Consider the following 18424-nt stretch of genomic DNA (forward strand, 5'->3'; position numbering starts at 1 on the left):
ATCCCAGGGACGATATCGGTGTTTTGCGCGCTCATGGCCAGCCACCGACCTTTCGATTGGCGGGCGCCGTGAAGCTGATGACTCCGCGCCTTGTTCCTGTTCGGTCCCCGTCGGGGTCAATCTGCCCGGTCATGGTCCACCGGGCGTGAACCACGGCCACATCAGTCCCGAGGAAGCGGACCCTGACGCGCTCCAGCACCATCACGGTGTCCGGGAACATGCGCCGGAACCCAATGGCATGGTTCTCACGGATCTGACGCCGGTTCGTCCACCAAAGACCGACAACGTTAACGAAGTCGGCGTCGTCTACAAAGAGGGCCGCCAAGGCCTCCGGATCCGCCGCGTTCCAGGCAGCACCGAACTCCTCAGCGATCCCACGCGGGTTACTGGGCATTGGATAGGGCACTTTCAGGGCTCTTTGGGGATTCATCCTTTCAGGAGAGCCTTAGCGACCTACCTCGGTGCTGACTGGAAGTCGGCTAGCTGGAGGTCGAAGGCACTGCGGCGCGGCTGTCCTCATCAATATGCCCACAGGCCCGCGCGTACTGCTGGCCGATGACGGGCTGGAAGTCCGACGCCGGCGCCGCGACAAGTGCCACCGGCCAGTCGGGACGGGCTCCCGTGAGTGCCCAGGCGGCCTGTGCTGCGGCGCCGCGGGCCACGTATTCGTCGGGGCTTGGCACCACCACCGGCAGGTCAAACACCGGTGACGCGATCTTCTGTACCGCCGGGTTCTGCACGGCTCCGCCGATCAGCAGCAGCCGCCGCGCCGGGTAGCCCAAAGCCAGCAAGGCTGCCAGGCCGCCGGACAATCCGCACAGCATCCCTTCGATGGCCGCCCGGGCAATGTTGCTTCGGGTGGCGGACGCGATGCTGAGACCATGCAGGCTGGCCTTGGCGTGCGGCAGGTTGGGGGTGCGTTCGCCCTCAAAATACGGCACGAGCACCACACCATCTGCCCCGGGCGCAGCGTCCAATGCCAGCCTGGAGAGTTCATCAAAACCGACGTCCAGCAGCGTGGCCATGGAGCTCAGCACCCTGGCGGCGTTCAGCGTACGGCGATGGGCAGATAGTCGCCGCCCGCGTCTGCAAAGCCGGCAACTGTTCCGCTGGGATCGTAACCAACCTCGGATGCGACGGCGAAGACTGTTCCGCTGGTGCCGACGGAGACCACCACATCCCCGGGCTTGGCGCCCAGACCCAGGGCCGCGGCTGCGTTATCCCCGGCGCCGGCGCCGAGCAGGATTTCAGCCCGCCCGCCGCCACCACTTGGGCCAGCATCCGTACGAGGGCGAGCGCCGGCGTTGCTCCCCGCAAAACAGAGTGGATGAACACGGCCGGCGGCTTCGCCGGCAGCCAGCACGCGCGGCAGGATGACAGCGCCCCCGGCCGCGGGGGCAGCCGAAACAGGTGCAGGTCCAGCCGCTTCCGGCTCTTGACGGGCTTCGCGTGCGTCCCTGCCGAAGGCCAGCCGGAATAGCTCCACGTCATAGCTGCCGGAAGCGGGGCTCCAGTAGCCGGTCCCGCTGGCATCCGAGCGGTCCGTGGTGAGCGCCTCCAGGTCCGGGCCCAGCGGGCTGGCCCCGGCCGGACCGTATCCCCGCAGGCGCCAGCTCAGCCAGTCATGGGGGAGGGCGACGGCTGCCACCCTGGCAGCGGATTCGGGCTCGTTGTCCCTGACCCAGCGGACCTTGGTGACCGTGAAGGATGCCACCGGTACCAGCCCGGTACGCCGCGCGAACTCCCCGGCCCCTACCTCATCGATCAGTGCCGCTGCAGCTGCCGCGGAGCGCGTGTCATTCCACAGGAGCGCGGGCCGCACCACGTTGCCGTCGCGGTCCAGCAGCACCATGCCGTGCTGCTGGCCCGCGACGGACAACGCGTCCACGTCCGCCAGCCCGCCGGCGTCCTCGATGGCTTCGGCCAGGGCCCGCCACCAATGGTCAGGATGGACTTCCGTCCCGTCCGGGTGGCTCGCCCGGCCCTCGCGGACCAGGACACCGCTTTGAGCGTCCAGGACCGCAACCTTGCAACTTTGGGTGGAGGAGTCAACCCCGGCAACGAGGTTCAACGAAGCAGCCGCCACAGTATCAGCGCGCTCCGAGAAGGTGCTCGATGAAGAGCTGCTGCAGCCGCACGAATCCGAAGCCCTTGCCGCCAAAGTAGGCATCGGCGTCGAAATCCTCGTAGGAAGCGCCGTCCGATCGCAGCTGCTCGTAGCCTTCACCGGGGTTGAGGGTGGGCTCATTGATTTGGGCAACGCGGGAAGCCAACAGCGCTTCCTGCACTTCGGGGTCGGCACGGAAGGCCTTCGCGCGTTCCTTCAGCAGCAGGTAGGTCTGCATGTTCGCGGCGGCGGAGTCCCACACGCCGTCGATGTCCTCGGTGCGGCCGGGCTTGTAGTCGAAGTGGCGGGGGCCGCTGTAGGCCGGTCCGCCGTCGGGGCCGCCGTTTTCGAGCAGGTCCACCAGGGAGAACGCGTTCTGCAGGTCGCCGTGGCCGAACACCAGGTCCTGGTCGAACTTGATGCTGCGCTGGCCGTTGAGGTCGATGTGGAACAGCTTGCCCTGGTAAAGGGCCTGGGCAATCCCGTGGGTGAAGTTGAGACCGGCCATCTGCTCGTGGCCGGTCTCGGGGTTAACGCCCACAAGTTCCGGACGTTCCAGGGTCTCGATGAACGCAAGGGCGTGTCCCAGGGTGGGGAGCAGGATGTCGCCGCGGGGTTCGTTCGGCTTCGGTTCGATGGCGAAGCGGATGTTGTAGCCCTTGTCCGTGACGTAGTCGCCGAGCAGATTCACGGCCTCGCGGTAACGCTCCAGGGCGCCGCGGATGTCCTTGGCGGCGTCGTACTCGCTGCCCTCACGGCCGCCCCACATCACGAACGTTTCGGCGCCGAGTTCAGCTGCGAGGTCGATGTTGTCCAGCACTTTGCGCAAGGCGAAGCGGCGCACGCCCCGGTCATTGCTGGTGAAGCCGCCGTCCTTGAAAACCGGGTGGCTGAACAGATTCGTGGTGACCATGGGAACGATCATCCCCGTGGACTTGAGCGCACCGGTCAGCCGGTCGATCTCACGCTGGCGATCAGCTGCCGAGCAGCCAAAGGGAAAGAGATCGTTGTCGTGGAAGGTGATGCCGTAGGCACCCAGATCACTCAGCTTGTTGACGGTTTCGACGGTGTCCAGGGGCGGACGGGTGGCAGAACCGAACTGGTCCTGGGCCTCCCAGCCGACCGTCCAAAGGCCGAAGGAAAACTTGTCTTCGCGGGTGGGCTGAATCGTCATTGAATGCTCCGTTAGTAGGTATGAAGAGGAGTGCGTACCGCGTCCCTTTGATGAGTCGCAGCATTTTGTTCTGCGCACAAACATATTAGGAATTTCCGTGAGTCAACTACTAGGCACTCCGAGCTAGGCTGGGTTCTGAATGCCAACTCCCTCGAAATCTCTGGTTTTCCGCACCCGAAGCGGTTATGTTGTGAAGAACACCAAACCTGAAAACCAGACTCCGTGGAGGACGCAGAGCGTGACTGAACAACGTGTGCAGCAACGGAACTGGGCCGGAAACTTCGGCTACCGGGCGGAACGGATCGCGCACCCGCGCACCGTGGCGGAGCTGCAGGAACTGGTGGCCGGAGCCCGGACCATCCGCGCCCTGGGATCCCGCCATTCATTCAACGACATCGCCGACACTTCAGGCACGCTGGCGGCCCTGAACCTGCTGGATCCGGCCATCACTGTCGATGCTGAGAACCTGAACGTCACGGTGAGCGGAGGCACGCGGTACGGGACGCTCGCCGCGGAGCTGCAGCGGCAAGGTTTCGCCCTGCACAACCTGGCCTCGCTGCCCCATATTTCGGTGGCCGGTGCGGTGGCCACGGCCACGCACGGCTCCGGAGACGGCAACGGGAATCTGGCCACCGCCGTCGCCGGTTTGGAACTCGTGACCGCAGACGGCGGCATCCTCACCGCCCGCCGCGGCGAGACCATGGACTTTGACGGCATGGTGGTGGGACTGGGCGCCCTGGGAATCGTCAGCAGCGTGACCCTGGACATAGAGCCGGCCTTCCATGTTGCCCAGCACGTTTTTGAGGACCTGGATTGGGAGCGGGTTCTGGAGAATTTCGACGACGTCACCTCCTCCGCGTACAGCGTCAGCCTCTTCACTGACTGGAGCGGCAGTACCGTTGGGCAAGCATGGCTGAAGGGCCGGGTGTCGGATCCGGGAGTGGTGGCCGGCAGGCGGGACTTCTTCGGCGGCACCCCGGCCCTGTCGGCCCGGCATCCGCTCCCGGGCGTCTCCGGAAGTAACTGCACGGAACAACTCGGCGTGCCGGGGCCGTGGTCGGACCGGCTTGCCCACTTCAGGATGGAGTTCACGCCCAGCAAGGGCGACGAACTCCAGTCCGAGTACCTGGTGCCCCGGGAACACGCTGTGGATGCCATTCGCACGCTGCGCAAACTCTCCGGGGTCCTGACTCCCTTGCTCCTGGTCTCCGAGATCCGCACGATTGCTGCCGACCGGCTCTGGCTGAGCCCAAATTATGGTCGCGACGGCATCGGCCTGCACTTCACCTGGCGGCAGGACCAGCCAGCGGTGGAGGCGGTACTGCCACTGCTTGAGGCGGAGCTGGCGCCCTTTGCCGCACGGCCTCACTGGGGCAAGCTGTTCGACGGCGGTACTGCCGCCGTCGGGCCCCTGTACCCACGCTTCGATGACTTCAGGGCCCTGGCCGGCCGGCTGGATCGGGCCGGAAAGTTCCGCAACCGGTTCCTGGACTACGCGGTCTTCGGCTCCTGATATTGTCACGGATGATGTCCTCAGCAACCCGCCTCCCCGCAACGGCCAGCGATCCCGATCCGTCGCGGCGGAACAACCTTGCCCTGATCGCAACCCTGGTGCACCACCATGGTGTCCTCAGCCGAGCGGAGCTGACCAGACGGACGGGGCTGAACAGGTCCACGGTGGGGACGCTGGTGGGCCAGCTGGTGGCCCTCGGACTCGTCTATGAAGCGGCGCCGTCCGGCGAAGCCCAGGTTGGCCGTCCGAGCCCGGACGTAAGGCCTGATCCGTCCACGGCGGCATTGGCCGTGAACCCGGAAGTGGACGCCGTCACCATCGGACTGGTGAGCCTGGGCGGAAAAGTCCAGAAGAAGATCCGCTTCGCCACGGAGCGGATCCCCACCGCCAAGGAAGCATTCAACATAGCTGCCGCAGTCATTGCAGGGATGCGGTCGGAGCTCGATGCGTCCTACCGGATCGTTGGCATCGGATTGGCAGTGCCCGGCCTGGTCAACCGTGCCGACGGGGTGGTCCGCCACGCCCCCCATTTGGGTTGGCGCGACGAACCCGTGGCCCGGATGTTGGGCGAGGCCACCGGCTACCCGTGCCTGGCGGACAACGATGCCTCCCTGGGTGCGGAAGCCGAGCTCATTTTCGGGGCCGGCGCCGGCCGCGGCAACCTGGTCTACCTCAACGGCGGCGCCAGCGGCATCGGCGGCGGCGTCATTGCCGATGGAGCGTTGCTGCGCGGGTCCGCCGGATATGCGGGCGAGCTGGGACACACCTTCGTGCGCACCGCCGGCCAGATCTGCCACTGCGGCGCCTCCGGCTGCCTCGAAACCGAGGTGTCCCAGTCCCGGCTCTTCGACCTGGCAGGGCTCGGCGGCGGCGACGCCAGCCAGCTCGAAGCGGCCCTCCGCTCGAAAGCCAGTGCGGAGCTGGCCGCGGAAGTGGCCCGCCAACTGGGCTATCTGGGCATCACCCTGCGCAACGCGGTCAACACGTTCAACCCGGACGCGATCGTCCTCGATGGGTTCCTGGGCATTCTGCACGCACTCTCGCCTGACACGCTGGACGGCCTGATCCGGACCCAGGCCCTGGACGAGGCGGCGGGCCGGGCCAGGATCTACCGTGCCGCGCTGGGCTCCGATCTTATGATGATCGGGGCTGCCGAACTGGCGTTTACCCGATTACTCGCGGACCCGGCAGGCATCACTGCCCTGCCCGCACCTCCTGCGAAGGTGCGCTGAGCGGCCTGAGGACGGCACCTCCCCGTGGGCGGGCGTGCCCGGGGCAGTGCTCACGGCGCACGCTGCATCCAGCAGGGATCGCGGCCATAGAATGTTGGACACCACCTTGTCTTCCACCGAAGGGTCCCTCGCATGGGCAACACGATTGACCGACGCCAGCCACGCCTGGAGGACGTGGCAGCGCGGGCAAAAGTGTCCCACCAGACGGTCTCGCGGGTCATCAACAACCACCCCAATGTCAGCAGCGCCACCAGGGAGAAAGTGGAAGCGGCGATTGCGGAACTCGGCTACCGGCGCAACACCGCCGCCAGGAGCCTGGTCACCCGGCGTTCGCAAACCATAGGTGTGCTCGCGGCCGAAATGGGGCAGTACGGCCCGGCCAACACCCTTCTCGGAGTCCAGCAGGCTGCCCGGGAGGCCGGTTACTTTGTGAGCATCGAGGCCATCAAGGAGGCCGGAGCAGATGCCATCTCGGACGCCGTCCGCCATCTCACGGACCAGGGCGCGGACGGGATCATCGTCATTGTGCCCCACGACGGTACCGTTCAGGCGCTGGAGGGCCTCACCCTGGACGTTCCCGTGATCCTTGTGGGTGCCGCCGGTGGGGGCCTCTTCAGCGGAGCGTTGGTGGACCAGAAGCTCGGGGCGCGCCTGGCGGTCTCGCACTTGATCGACCTGGGGCACCGGCGGATCGGGCATGTTTCCGGGCCCCAGGACTGGGTTGACGGCAGGTCACGTGCCGAGGGGTGGGGTGAGCGGCTCCGCGAGGCCGGCCTGGCTGATGACCTGTTGATCGAAGGGGACTGGAGCGCCGGCAGCGGGTACCGGATCGGCCGGCAGCTTGCCGCTGAGCGCACGGCAACGGCCCTGTTTGTGGGCAACGACCAGATGGCCCTGGGCCTGCTGCGCGCCTTCAGCGAAGCGGGGGTCCGCGTGCCCGACGACGTCTCCGTGGTGGGCTTCGATGACCAGCCTGAGTCGGGCTACTTCACGCCGCCGCTGACCACCGTGCGCCAGGACTTCGAGGAACTTGGCAGGAGCTGCCTGGGCGTTATGCTGAACGCCCTTGAGGGCGGCGCGGGCGCAGGCACCATCATGGTGGAGCCGGAGCTGGTTGTCCGCAGCAGCACGTCCGCTCCCGCCTGATTCCTTCCTGAGCGTCCCAGTCGCGGTCCACACTTGACGTGCCAATTGTTAGCGCTCACAATTGAATCAATCCGCGCTCACCGGACCAGCTATTTGGAGGACTTCATGGACGTCACAGTGGACGGCACAGACAACTACGTCATCGGCGTGGACTACGGAACGCTCTCGGGACGGGCCGTTGTGGTCCGGGTCCGTGACGGCAAGGAACTGGGCAGCGGTGTCTTCGGCTATCCGCACGCCGTGGTCACGGATTCCCTGCCGGCGGATGTAACGGGCGTTGCGGGCGACGGCGCCGCCCGGCTTCCCACGGAATGGGCACTTCAGGTGCCCAATGACTACCGCGACGTCCTCCGCCACGCCGTCCCCGCAGCGATCGTAGACGCCGGGATCAACCCGGCAGCCGTCGTCGGAATTGCCACTGACTTCACGGCCTGCACCATGGTGCCGGTCAAGGCCGACGGCACCCCGCTTAACGAACTGCCCGGCTTTGCCAGCCGCCCGCACGCCTACGTGAAGCTGTGGCGGCACCACGCCGCGCAGCCGCAGGCGGACCGGATCAACGCCCTGGCCGCCGAGCGCGGCGAAGCCTGGCTGCCGCGCTACGGGGGACTGATTTCCTCCGAGTGGGAATTCGCCAAGGGCCTGCAGCTGCTGGAGGAGGACCCGGAAGCCTACGCCGCCATGGACCACTGGGTGGAGGCGGCCGACTGGATCGTCTGGCAGCTTTGCGGCCAATACGTTCGTAACGCCTGCACCGCCGGCTACAAGGGCATCTACCAGGACGGCGGGTATCCCTCCGAGGACTTCCTCGCCGCGCTGAACCCGGAATTCAAGGACTTCGTCAGCACCAAACTTGAGCACACCATCGGCCGGCTCGGCGACGCCGCGGGCTACTTGACCACCGAGGCCGCCGCCTGGACCGGACTGCCGGAAGGCATCGCCGTGGCCGTCGGCAACGTGGACGCCCACGCCACAGCCCCCGCCGCAAAGGCAGTGGAGCCGGGGCAGCTGGTGGCCATCATGGGCACGTCCACCTGCCACGTTATGAACGGTTCAGATCTTCGCGAAGTGCCGGGCATGTGCGGCGTAGTGGACGGCGGGATCGTGGACGGCCTGTGGGGCTACGAAGCCGGACAATCCGGCGTAGGCGACATCTTCGGCTGGTTCACCAAGAACGGTGTCCCGCCGGAATACCACCAGGCGGCGGCCGCGGCAGGCCTGGGCATCCACGAATACCTCACCGAACTCGCCGCACACCAGGCCGTCGGAGAGCACGGTCTCATCGCCCTGGACTGGCACTCGGGGAACCGTTCGGTGCTGGTGGACCACGAGCTCTCCGGCGTGGTGGTGGGCCAGACCCTCGCCACCAAGCCCGAGGACACCTACCGCGCGCTGCTGGAGGCCACGGCCTTCGGCACCCGCACCATCGTGGATGCCTTCCGCGACTCCGGTGTGCCCGTCAAGGAGTTCATCGTGGCCGGCGGCCTGCTGAAGAACAAGCTGCTCATGCAGATCTACGCCGACATCACCGGCCTGCAGCTTTCGACCATTGGCTCAACCCAGGGTCCGGCGCTGGGATCGGCCATCCATGCCGCCGTTGCGGCCGGGAAGTACGCCAATATCCGCGAAGCCGCGGCCACCATGGGCTCGGAACCCGGCGACGTCTACACACCGATCCCGGAGAACGTGGCGGCCTATGAGGAACTGTTCCAGGAATACCGGACACTGTACGACTACTTCGGCCGGGGAGCCAATGACGTGATGCACCGGCTCAAGGCCATCCAGCGCAACGCCACCAAAGCACTCGTTGCGGCTGGAGCCTCCGCATGAGCGCCGCGCTTTCAGACACCCTGGAAACGATCGCCCGGATCCGTGCCGACGTCTGCGCCCTGCATGCCGAGCTCACCCGCTATGGGCTGGTGGTATGGACGGCAGGCAATGTCTCCGCGCGCGTTCCAGGCCATGACCTGATGGTCATTAAGCCGTCGGGCGTTTCCTACGATGACCTCACACCCGAGCAGATGGTGGTCACCGACCTGTATGGGGTACCCGTGGCGGGTGACGCCGCCGGTGAGTGGGGCAACCCGGGGCTGTCGCCGTCGTCGGACACGGCCGCGCACGCCTATGTCTACCGGCAAATGCCCGACGTCGGCGGCGTGGTGCACACGCACTCCACCTACGCCACGGCCTGGGCAGCGCGGGGCGAAGCGATCCCGTGCGTGCTGACCATGATGGGCGACGAGTTCGGCGGCACCATTCCGGTCGGACCGTTCGCACTGATCGGTGACGACTCGATCGGACAGGGCATCGTGGAGACTCTGAAGGACTCCAACTCGCCCGCGGTGCTGATGCAGAACCACGGCCCGTTCACCATCGGCAAGGATGCCAGGGACGCGGTGAAGGCTGCGGTGATGTGCGAGGAAGTGGCGCGGACAGTGCACATTTCCCGGCAGCTCGGCGAGCCGCTGCCGATCGACCAGGCCAAGATCGAATCCCTCTACGCGCGCTACCAGAACGTCTACGGCCGCTAGCTGGCCCGGACCCCGCACTTCACCGGACTTTCACAGGAGAAAACCATGAACAACGCCAACAGCACGTCCCTCGGCCACTACGAGGTCTGGTTCCTCACCGGCAGCCAGCACCTCTACGGCGACGATGTCCTCAAGCAGGTCGCCGCCCAGTCGCAGGAGATTGCCGCAGCGCTGAACGCCTCCTCCGACGTTCCCGTCAAGGTGGTCTGGAAGCCGGTCCTCACTGATTCGGACGCCATCCGCCGCACCGCGCTGGAAGCGAACTCGGACGATTCAGTGATCGGTGTGACGGCGTGGATGCACACGTTCTCCCCGGCCAAGATGTGGATCCAGGGCCTGGACCTGCTGCGCAAGCCGCTCCTGCACCTGCACACCCAGGCAAATGTTGAGCTGCCCTGGGCGGACATCGACTTCGACTTCATGAACCTGAACCAGGCCGCCCACGGCGACCGCGAATTCGGCTACATCCAGTCCCGCCTCGGCATTCCCCGCAAGACCGTGGTGGGCCACGTGTCCAACCCGGAAGTCTCGCGCCAGGTGGGCGTGTGGCAGCGGGCGTCGGCCGGCTGGGCCGCGGTCCGGACCCTCAAGCTGACCCGCTTCGGTGACAACATGCGCAACGTCGCCGTCACCGAAGGCGACAAGATCGAAGCGGAGCTGCGCTTCGGCGTCTCCGTGAACACGTGGTCCGTCAACGAGCTCGCCGACGCCGTGCACGGCGCCGCAGAGTCCGACGTCGACGTCCTGGTTGCGGAATACGAGAGCCTCTACGAGGTGGTCCCGGAACTCCGCGCCGGGGGAGCGCGGCACGAGTCGCTGCGATACAGCGCCCGGATCGAACTGGGGCTGCGCAGCTTCCTTGAGGCCAACGGCTCCGCCGCGTTCACCACCTCCTTCGAAGACCTGGGCGAACTTCGCCAGCTGCCCGGCATGGCCGTCCAGCGGCTCATGGCCGACGGCTACGGCTTCGGCGCCGAAGGCGACTGGAAGACGGCCATTCTGGTCCGCGCCGCCAAGGTAATGGGCGCGGGCCTGCCCGGCGGCGCCTCCCTGATGGAGGACTACACGTACCACCTCGAGCCCGGCGCCGAGAAGATCCTGGGCGCGCACATGCTCGAGGTCTGCCCGTCGCTGACGGCCACAAAACCGCGCGTCGAGATCCACCCGCTCGGTATCGGCGGCAAGGAAGACCCGGTCCGGATGGTGTTCGACACCGACGCCGGCCCCGGTGTCGTGGTGGCGCTCTCGGACATGCGCGACCGATTCCGGCTCGTGGCGAACGCCGTCGACGTCGTGGACCTGGACGAGCCGCTGCCCAACCTGCCGGTGGCCCGGGCTCTCTGGTCGCCGAAACCCGACTTCGCCACGTCGGCCGCCGCGTGGCTCACCGCAGGCGCCGCGCACCATACGGTACTGTCCACGCAGGTGGGGCTGGACGTGTTCGAGGACTTCGCCGAAATTGCCAAGACCGAACTCCTCACCATCGATGAAGGCACCACCATCAAGCAGTTCAAGAAGGAACTCAACTGGAACGCCGCCTACTACAAGCTGGCCGGCGGCCTGTGAACGGCGTCGAACTTCAGCTCGTCTCGCGGGACTACACCGCCTCCATTGTGCAGCGCGGCGGTGCCCTCAGGCGGCTGGCCTTCCAGGGCCGGGACCTGGTGGTGCCGTTCGACGCAGATGCGCCCATCCCGGACTACCGGGGGATCATCGCTGCGCCGTGGCCCAACCGGATCGCCGATGGCACCTACCGGTTTGCCGGCGTCGAAAACCAACTCCCCATCAACGAACAGGAGCGGAGCACGGCACTGCACGGGCTCTCATTCGACCGTTTGTGGACCGTTGAACGCAGCGGTGCCGACGCGGTGAGCCTGTCCTGTGAGATCCCCGGGGCCCCAGGGTATCCGTTCCACCTTCGGCTCCACGTGGACTACAAGCTGGACGACGCCGGGCTGCACACCACGGTCACGGCAAGCAACGTCGGGGACGAGACGGCCCCTTACGGGGTTTGCCCGCACCCCTACCTGCTGGCCGGACCCGCACCGTTGGATGAGTGGACCGTCCGGATCCCCGCGGCGTCCTTCCTCGAGGTCACGCCGGACCGGCTGCTGCCGGTTAGCACGCGGACGGTGGCGGGCCATCAGTTCGACTTCCGTGTGCCACGGGCAATCGGCGCCACGCAGATCGACCACGCCTTCACGGACCTTGAGTTCGACGACGGCGGCCGCACGCAGCTGATTGCCAGGGACCCCGGCGGAACCGGAGTGGGCATGGCCTGGGGCCGGGCCTGTCCCTGGCTGCAGATCCATACCGCAGACAAACCCGCCCCCGCAGCCAACAGACTGGGCCTGGCGGTTGAGCCGATGACCTGTCCGCCGGACGCCTTCAACAGCGGCCAGGACCTGGTGCAGCTGGAGCCGGGCAGCAGCCACCAGGCCGGCTGGAGCATCTTCGCCGCCTGATGCCGCCTGATGCCACCTGATGCCACCTGATGGCGGCGCTGACACGCACAGAAACGGCCGGCCCCGGCAGTCTGCCGGGGCCGGCCGCTTCAGTGGACAAGCCGGTCAGTGAACAATCAAGTCAGTGCACAATCAAGCCAGTGCACGCGCAGGTCAGTGCGCCAGCAGCGTCTCGAGCGGTTCTCCGGCCGCGATCCGTGCCAGCAGCTCCGGCTCGGCCGCATCGGAGGCGAGCGCCTGCTCCAGGACAGCTGCCGTCTCCCGCGGGGACAACACAATCTCGCCGTTATCGTCGCCCAGCACCCAGTCGCCGGGGGCCACGTCAACGCCCCCGCATGTCACGGGAACGTTGACCGCAGACCGACGTGCGTGCCGGCTTGGCGTCGCCGAAGAACTCCGCATAGACGCGGCTGTACTCCTACAGCTGCCCCGGGTCGGTGAGGTAGGTGTTCACCTTGACTACCTGGGCCGGCCCGGATCCAGCGGCCTCCAGCACCGTGGTGAGGTTTCGGATTGTCTGGCGGACCTGTTCCTCGAACGTTTCGGGCTGGTGGTCCAGTTCCGTGATGGCGGGGATTTGGCCGGCCGTGAATACGAACCCGTTGGCCACCACTGCCTGGGAGAAGGGGCCGACGGCGGCCGCCCCGCCGGGGATCTCAGCGATCCGCCGAATGGTCCCCGCGGGGGAGGCTGCCGTCACTTCGCCGCCGCCTCGACGGGGGACTCGTCGACGGCGTCGATGTTGCCGTAGCGGGTCTCCGTCAGAATCACGAGCGCCCCGAGCGACACCAGGGAGGCTCCCATGATGTACCAGGCGATGGACGAGCTCTGGTGCGTGACGCCCAGGAGCCAGGTGGCGATGAACGGTGTCGCGGCGCTGCCCAGGAGTCCTGAGAGCATGTACGCCACCGACACGGGGAGAGTGCCACGGCAGCCGATTCAGCTTCGAGCGCTTGCAGAATGCTGCCGCCCTCTCCAAGGCTGGTTGCCATTCCCTGCGGCTTGGCAGGACTGCTGAGCATGGCCCGCTGTGGCCCGGATCCGGGGTACCGCGCCACGGTGACATCCAGCACCGCGCCCGCGAGCTGCGGCGTCGCCAGCGCCTCGCTCTGGGCAGCAAAATCGAGGACGACGACGACCGTTCCGTCGGGTGCGCGGAGCCAGGTCCGCTGCTGCTGGAGCCGCCCGTCGTCGCTGCGGTGGGCGCCGAGCACCAGCCACGGCCCATGCAGTGCCTCGGTGCCCTGAACGTCGGCGGCAGGCGTGGCCCAGCCGACGGCCACCCGGAGATCCGCAAGCTCTTTGCCGCTCAAGGTGTCCCGCTTGCTCCAAGCCTTGGTCACTGCCCACCAGCGGCCCGCCCGCAGCAGCAGGTGATCTGCCCAATCGGTCCGTGCGTGCACATCCGATCCCATTGTCCGTACCTGTTCAGCCAAACCCGGGAGCTGGGCGTCGACGAGCCGTGCTGCCACTCCGTCCCACCAGGCATACGGCTGGGTGCGGGCAGTTGCCAAGCTTGTCCGCACCAGATCAGTCAGCCACCGGGCAAAGTCGTCCATCCCGGCATCCATCAGAGCTATTCGGTCGGCCAGCCGCTTGGCCTGGGCCGCCGGATGCACCGGCTGGTCAGGCTGGCGCCGCTCCCTTACGGTGGCCCGTTCCGCCCGCTGGGCCGCCCATTCCTGGGCGAAATCAGCGGTCTTCGCCCCGGCGTCGGCCGCTTCGCCGCGAGACCACAGAAGCAGCAGCGCCAGCGCGTGCTTGCAGGGAAACTTCCGGCTGGGGCAGGAACATCTGTAGGCAGGCGCGGCAGTATCCACGCGCACCTGGGGGGGGAATCTTGCCGCTGCCTTGGCACTTGCCCCAGACCAGGACATCGTTGCTGCCTGTATCGGACCATGGACCCTGACGTGCCAGCTTACGGGCGGCTGCCAGGGAGGATGCGTCGGGAGCGGCGTTGATAACCCGCTCCTCGCTCCAACGCCCCATGAAGCACATTGTGCCCGATGCCACAGGAAGCGTAAGCGAGGCGGCGCGGCGTGGCGGCGGTGCGGGGGGCGGCAACCCGCGTTCCGGCCGGATCCGAAGCAAGATTGCCGGAATCTTGACCCAAACCGGCATGCTGGTGCACCCATTGCCGTTTAGGGTGGGCCCAATGGTTCAGGCGGCCGGATCAAAATCACCAGCGTTCGGAGCGCACTAAGTGGCCCAGAAAACGAAATCCTGCCTTCACCTTGGAGCGAAAAAGTGGACGACAAACCAGGCACCGCCGCGGGACACGAGGAAGATCACAATTGTCCGACGAGCCGAAGGCCAGGCCCCCTCTCTATGGCAATTACCAGGATCTGTGGCCCTAAACCGTCGGCTCAGCGCCGCTTGCGTTTGGACCGTTGGTCCTCCCGCCGCTCGGAACTGTCACGCTCTGCGGAACGCTGCGATTTCCCTGCCACCACCACCCTCTGGTGCCACTCGCGCTGGTAGGCCCGGCGGGCGGCGGCATCTGTGCGCCGGGCCAGGGCGGCGAGTTCGCGCTGGAGTTTGCCGTAGCTCAGCCAGCGGCGCTCATCGAGTGTCCCGTCCGCCAAAGCCGCCTGCACGGCGCAGCCGGGCTCCTGCTGGTGGGCGCAGTTGGAGAACCGGCACAGGCCGGCGAGTTCCTCTACGTCCCCGAACATCTCGCCTAGGCCTTCATCGGCGTCGAACAGGCCGAATCCCCGGACGCCCGGAGTGTCCATGAGGACGGCTCCGTTAGGCAGCGGCACGAGTTCGCGCGACGTGGTGGTGTGCTTGCCTTTGAAGTCGCCGGAGCGGACCTCGCGAGTGTGCTGGACCGCGCGTCCGTCCAGCGCGTTGATGAGCGTGGACTTGCCGGCGCCCGACGGGCCGAGGAGGACCAGCGTGCCGTGCGGCGGCAAGTGCTCCAGCAGCGCATCGATCCCGTCGCCGTTCTCGGCTGACGTGGTGACCACGTCCACGCCCGCCGCCTGCAGGATGACCTTCCCGACGACCGTCGTCCGCTATGTCCGCAAGGTCGGCTTTGGTGATGATCACCAGCGGAACCGCGCCGGAATCCCAGGCTGCAACGAGCGTGCGTTCGAGGCGGTTGTGCGTGAGCGGCCGGTCCACCGGGACCACCACACCCACCACATCCATGTTCGCTGCCAGCACCTGCGCCTCCGAGGAATCTTCAAAGGCGCGCTTCCGGCTGAGCTCAGACCGGCGCGGGAGGATCCCGGTGATCTGGCGGCCGCCCGCGCGGTTGGGCCCGATCCAGACCCAGTCGCCGGTGACCGGAACGCCGGCGTCGAGCGGGTACGGCAGGTGGAGAAGTTCGCCGCCAACGGCTGTGAGCACGAGGTTGCGGTCCAGGCGCACCACCCGTCCGCGCTCGCTGTGTTGGTTCGCTGGGTGGCGGGTCCGGTGTTGGGGTTGGTGGGCGTCAAAATAACCGGCGACGGCCGGGGAGTAGCCGTACGTTGTGGGCCCTTCGGGGCCGGGGATCGAGTCGGAGGTTGAAGGGGAGTAGCTGTCCAGGCTGGTGCCTGAGGAATTGTTCAAGGTGAGTCCTCGGGAGAGGTCTCCAGACTCCGGAATCAGCGCAGCCCTGCAGCCATTAGGCCTGTCCGTTGGTGTGTTGCGCGCTTAAGCCGGGCCGATGCTGGAGACGGTGGTGATTGGATTGATGCGTGTGGGGCGCTCTGGGCGCGGGGCCGTAGCAGTCATCAAAACCACCTCCGTTTCTCTCCAGATGTCCGGATGCTGTCACGGACTCTCGGCTCTGAGTTTAGCTGCCCGGGGTTGAGTTGAATAGGGAAGCTTCCGCTTCGTCCGGCCGCGCCGGTTCCCGTCAGCCGGTGGGGCCGGTCAGTTGATAGTTCAGCAGCACGATGCCGGACGGAAAGGAGCGGCACTTCCGGAGCGCAAGCTTTTTCCATTCGCTGATCCTGCCGAAGAAGGGCACTCCGCCGCCGAGGATGACCGGCACGACGGCGACGCCCAGTTCGTCCAGCAGGCCCAACTCGATGAATTCAGTGATGAGCTGACCGCCGCCGAACACGCAAATGTCCTTCTCCTCAGGGATGGCGGGCTTTATCCGGGCGACAAGATCGCGCAAATCTCCGGAGTGCAGGTGCGTGTTCCGTCCCGTGGCCAGAGTTTCATCGTGGGAGAGGACATACGTTGGAACCGCGGAGCCCCGGCCGCCCATTGCCGCCATTTCCCGGTATGTATTGGCACCCACGACATAGGCTCCGGTTCTGCGCTCAGTTGCCTCGCATCCGTAGTCCTCGTTCTTGGCCATGGCATCGTTCAGCCATGACAGGTCCCCGCTCTCTGAACGGATGCAGCCGTCGAGGCTGACCGCCATGCCGCCAAACATAGTGCCCATAGTCGCGACGCTATCCAGCGCCGATGTCACGGTCAAGACCACCACTTCGCTAGCCGAAAACGCCGGCTGGCGCACCTCCGGTGGCGGCCTATTAGTGGATTCCGATGCCGCGGGTTTTGCCGCCCACCGCGAATATGAACACATCGAGCGGATCGGGGCTGCACAGATCATTTCGCGGCTGGAGCGCAGGACCATCCAAACGTTCGAGGTTACGGCGGACGCCTAGGTTTATCAGCCCCGGGCTGCAGCCACTACGCGCTCGCCGTTGAAGTATTCGAGGTGCCAGCCCTCGGTGGCATGGTAGAGGGCAAGGTTCAGCACCGCGTTGTCGATCCTGTGCAATGTGCGGCCGATGGCGCGGTTAAGGCTCACCCGGAGGAGTGTGCCGTGTGCGACCACAAGGACGCGGCGGGCGGGGAATTCTTCGGCTAGTGCTTCCAGTGCACCCAACCCGCGCGCAGCCGCGTCTTCCTCGCTTTCGGCGCCGCGGTAGCCACCGGGTATGCGCAGGGCCTCCAGCTCGGGGCCGGCCTGCAACCCCTCTGCCGGTCCGAAGCTGCGTTCGGCGAGCGCCGGAATGTGCCGCGTAACGCTCAGCCCCAGCCCGTCCGCAATCACGCTGGCGGTTTCCGCGGCACGGCTAAGCGGCGAGGACACGATCGCATCCCACTCGTAGTCTGACAGGACGTCGACGGCGTCGCGCGCCTGGCCGCGGCCGACGTCGTTCAGCGGAATGTCGGTGGCTCCCTGGAGCCGACGCTGCGCATTCCAGTCTGTCTGGCCATGGCGGATCAGGGCGAAGGTCGTAAGGGTCATGCTGTCTATTCTGCCCTGACGGCGGGCTCGGTCCGGGCGGCCGCGAAGATTAGGGCAACCTTTCTAGGCCCAAGGGTCCGGTCCGGCGTTGCGGTCGATGAAGTCCAGGACAGCCGGATGGGCGGGATCAATAAGATGCCCGCCCGGGACCAGAACCGTATGGGTAAAGGGCAACGCACCCGACAACCTTGCGTTCACGGACCGGCAGGCCTCGGGGGAGTCCTCGGCGGAGACGATCAGGGCGGGCCGGCGGATCCCGGCGAGTTGCTCCTCGTTCAGTTCCAATGCATCGTCGCTGAGATCTAGGCCGTGGCCGTTGATTTCGGCCAGGACAGCGTGGCTCGTGCCGGCAAACATCTGTTTGAGCCCGGGGGGAAACGACTCCCACGTCGCGTCCCCCAGGGCTTCCCGGATCACAATCTCGGCGGCAAGCCCGGGCTGACCGTCCGTGCGCTCAAGCACACAGCGGCGCAGGCCGCGGGCCCAGGCGTCGGCATCCGGAGCGATGGTGAACAACGCCGGTTCCAATAGGACCAGCGCTTTGACTTTGTCCGGGAAACGGCGGGCAAGTTCGACGGCGATCAGGCCGCCTGTGCTGCGGCCGATCACGATTGCCGGCCCGGCATGGAGCGCCGCCAGGACTGCCGCTGCGTCGTCGACATGATCCACCAGGTCCAAGGTCGCGAACGGCCGCGGCGGGGCACTGCGGTGGAAACCCCTGCGGTCGTAGATGATGCAGCGGCCATGCCGGGCGAGTTCGGTTGCGGCGTCCGCCCACATCACAGCCGAACTGGGTGTTCCGTGCACGCCTAGTATTGGCGTCCCGTGGCCGCTCTCTTCGTAGTAGAGATCAACACCGTTGACGCTGAGGTGGGGCATGTCGTCAGCCTGGAGTTCGCGCGCTCACCGCAGGACACCACCCGGGCTCAGGGGCCCGGCCAGTGTTCTCGGTCGAATCCATAGGGGTTGGGAGCAGCGTTCCGCTCAGCCGCTGCGGCGGGGCCGTTCCGTTCGTCGTCGTGATGAGGTGGCGGGGCGTGCGGGTCCGAAGCC

At 66.7% G+C, this 18424-nt stretch carries 18 protein-coding genes and 3 pseudogenes; 8 read left to right on the forward strand and 13 right to left on the reverse strand.

The annotated features are described in order from the left end of the window. Nucleotides 1-31: 31 nt before the first annotated feature. The 4 genes from NG697_RS05215 to xylA form a co-directional block, all read right to left on the reverse strand. On the reverse strand, nt 32-394 hold the full coding sequence (locus NG697_RS05215) for an SgcJ/EcaC family oxidoreductase (protein WP_252598717.1): 363 nt from the start codon (nt 392-394) through the stop codon (nt 32-34). 85 nt (nt 395-479) lie between these two features. Beyond that, nucleotides 480-1133: an FGGY-family carbohydrate kinase gene (locus NG697_RS21530; protein ID WP_509908555.1), complete on the reverse strand. Its 654-nt coding sequence runs from the start codon at nt 1131-1133 to the stop codon at nt 480-482. Further along, complete coding sequence (locus tag NG697_RS21535; protein ID WP_509908520.1) at nt 1049-2086, reverse strand: FGGY family carbohydrate kinase; 1038 nt, start codon at nt 2084-2086, stop codon at nt 1049-1051. Before NG697_RS21535 ends, NG697_RS21530 begins: the two co-directional genes overlap by 85 nt. A 4-nt stretch (nt 2087-2090) precedes the next feature. After that, nucleotides 2091-3281, reverse strand: a complete 1191-nt coding sequence (xylA, locus tag NG697_RS05225; RefSeq protein WP_252607909.1) for a xylose isomerase — start codon at nt 3279-3281, stop codon at nt 2091-2093. Between the two features lie 238 nt (nt 3282-3519). On the opposite strand from xylA, the gene NG697_RS05230 reads away from it, so the two are divergent. From NG697_RS05230 to NG697_RS05260, 7 genes are all read left to right on the forward strand, one after another. Next, nucleotides 3520-4794, forward strand: coding sequence for an FAD-binding protein (locus tag NG697_RS05230; protein WP_252613729.1), 1275 nt, complete (start codon nt 3520-3522; stop codon nt 4792-4794). Nucleotides 4795-4805: 11 nt separating this feature from the next. Continuing rightward, nucleotides 4806-6026 (forward strand): ROK family transcriptional regulator, encoded by a 1221-nt coding sequence (locus NG697_RS05235; RefSeq protein ID WP_252613730.1) that lies wholly within the window; start codon nt 4806-4808, stop codon nt 6024-6026. Between the two features lie 132 nt (nt 6027-6158). After that, nucleotides 6159-7172 (forward strand): LacI family DNA-binding transcriptional regulator, encoded by a 1014-nt coding sequence (locus NG697_RS05240; RefSeq protein WP_252613731.1) that lies wholly within the window; start codon nt 6159-6161, stop codon nt 7170-7172. A 105-nt stretch (nt 7173-7277) separates the two neighbouring features. Further along, nucleotides 7278-9002, forward strand: coding sequence for a ribulokinase (gene araB, locus NG697_RS05245; RefSeq protein ID WP_252613732.1), 1725 nt, complete (start codon nt 7278-7280; stop codon nt 9000-9002). Beyond that, a complete protein-coding gene (locus tag NG697_RS05250) occupies nt 8999-9703 on the forward strand; it encodes an L-ribulose-5-phosphate 4-epimerase (RefSeq protein WP_252598723.1) in 705 nt (234 codons plus the stop codon). Before araB ends, NG697_RS05250 begins: the two co-directional genes overlap by 4 nt. Before the next feature lie 45 nt (nt 9704-9748). Continuing rightward, nucleotides 9749-11269, forward strand: coding sequence for an L-arabinose isomerase (araA, locus tag NG697_RS05255; protein ID WP_252613733.1), 1521 nt, complete (start codon nt 9749-9751; stop codon nt 11267-11269). Continuing rightward, the gene (locus NG697_RS05260) at nt 11266-12168 is read left to right on the forward strand and encodes an aldose 1-epimerase family protein (RefSeq protein WP_252613734.1); all 903 of its coding nucleotides are present in this window, start codon (nt 11266-11268) and stop codon (nt 12166-12168) included. The genes araA and NG697_RS05260 overlap by 4 nt, the downstream gene beginning before the upstream one ends. Nucleotides 12169-12321: 153 nt before the next feature. On the opposite strand, the gene NG697_RS05265 is transcribed toward NG697_RS05260, so the two are convergent. The 7 genes and pseudogenes from NG697_RS05265 to NG697_RS05295 all read right to left on the reverse strand — a co-directional run bounded on the left by NG697_RS05265 (nt 12322) and on the right by NG697_RS05295 (nt 16555). After that, nucleotides 12322-12489, reverse strand: coding sequence for an RraA family protein (locus NG697_RS05265; protein WP_252613785.1), 168 nt, complete (start codon nt 12487-12489; stop codon nt 12322-12324). Nucleotides 12490-12501: 12 nt separating this feature from the next. Continuing rightward, nucleotides 12502-12570: pseudogene (locus NG697_RS21170) on the reverse strand (hypothetical protein); the annotation flags it as partial. Between the two features lie 16 nt (nt 12571-12586). Beyond that, entirely contained in the window at nt 12587-12868 is a 282-nt protein-coding gene (locus NG697_RS21175; protein WP_252598727.1) for a RidA family protein, read from the reverse strand. Continuing rightward, complete coding sequence (locus NG697_RS05280) at nt 12865-13068, reverse strand: hypothetical protein (protein WP_252598933.1); 204 nt, start codon at nt 13066-13068, stop codon at nt 12865-12867. The genes NG697_RS21175 and NG697_RS05280 overlap by 4 nt, the downstream gene beginning before the upstream one ends. Nucleotides 13069-13502: 434 nt before the next feature. Further along, a pseudogene (locus NG697_RS21540) lies at nt 13503-14303 on the reverse strand (SWIM zinc finger family protein); the annotation flags it as partial. Between the two features lie 231 nt (nt 14304-14534). Beyond that, a pseudogene (gene rsgA, locus NG697_RS05290) lies at nt 14535-15726 on the reverse strand (ribosome small subunit-dependent GTPase A). 289 nt (nt 15727-16015) lie between these two features. Next, nucleotides 16016-16555, reverse strand: coding sequence for a dihydrofolate reductase family protein (locus tag NG697_RS05295; protein WP_252613735.1), 540 nt, complete (start codon nt 16553-16555; stop codon nt 16016-16018). Here NG697_RS05295 and NG697_RS05300 point away from each other — a divergent pair. Beyond that, nucleotides 16533-16781: a hypothetical protein gene (locus NG697_RS05300; protein ID WP_252613736.1), complete on the forward strand. Its 249-nt coding sequence runs from the start codon at nt 16533-16535 to the stop codon at nt 16779-16781. The genes NG697_RS05295 and NG697_RS05300 overlap by 23 nt on opposite strands. Nucleotides 16782-16786: 5 nt before the next feature. On the opposite strand, the gene NG697_RS05305 is transcribed toward NG697_RS05300, so the two are convergent. After that, nucleotides 16787-17371: a histidine phosphatase family protein gene (locus tag NG697_RS05305; protein WP_252607918.1), complete on the reverse strand. Its 585-nt coding sequence runs from the start codon at nt 17369-17371 to the stop codon at nt 16787-16789. A 63-nt stretch (nt 17372-17434) separates the two neighbouring features. Next, a complete protein-coding gene (locus NG697_RS05310) occupies nt 17435-18250 on the reverse strand; it encodes an alpha/beta fold hydrolase (RefSeq protein WP_252613737.1) in 816 nt (271 codons plus the stop codon). Nucleotides 18251-18424: the final 174 nt, after the last annotated feature.

The organism is Pseudarthrobacter raffinosi, assembly GCF_023913835.1.
Lineage (GTDB): Bacteria > Actinomycetota > Actinomycetes > Actinomycetales > Micrococcaceae > Arthrobacter > Arthrobacter raffinosi.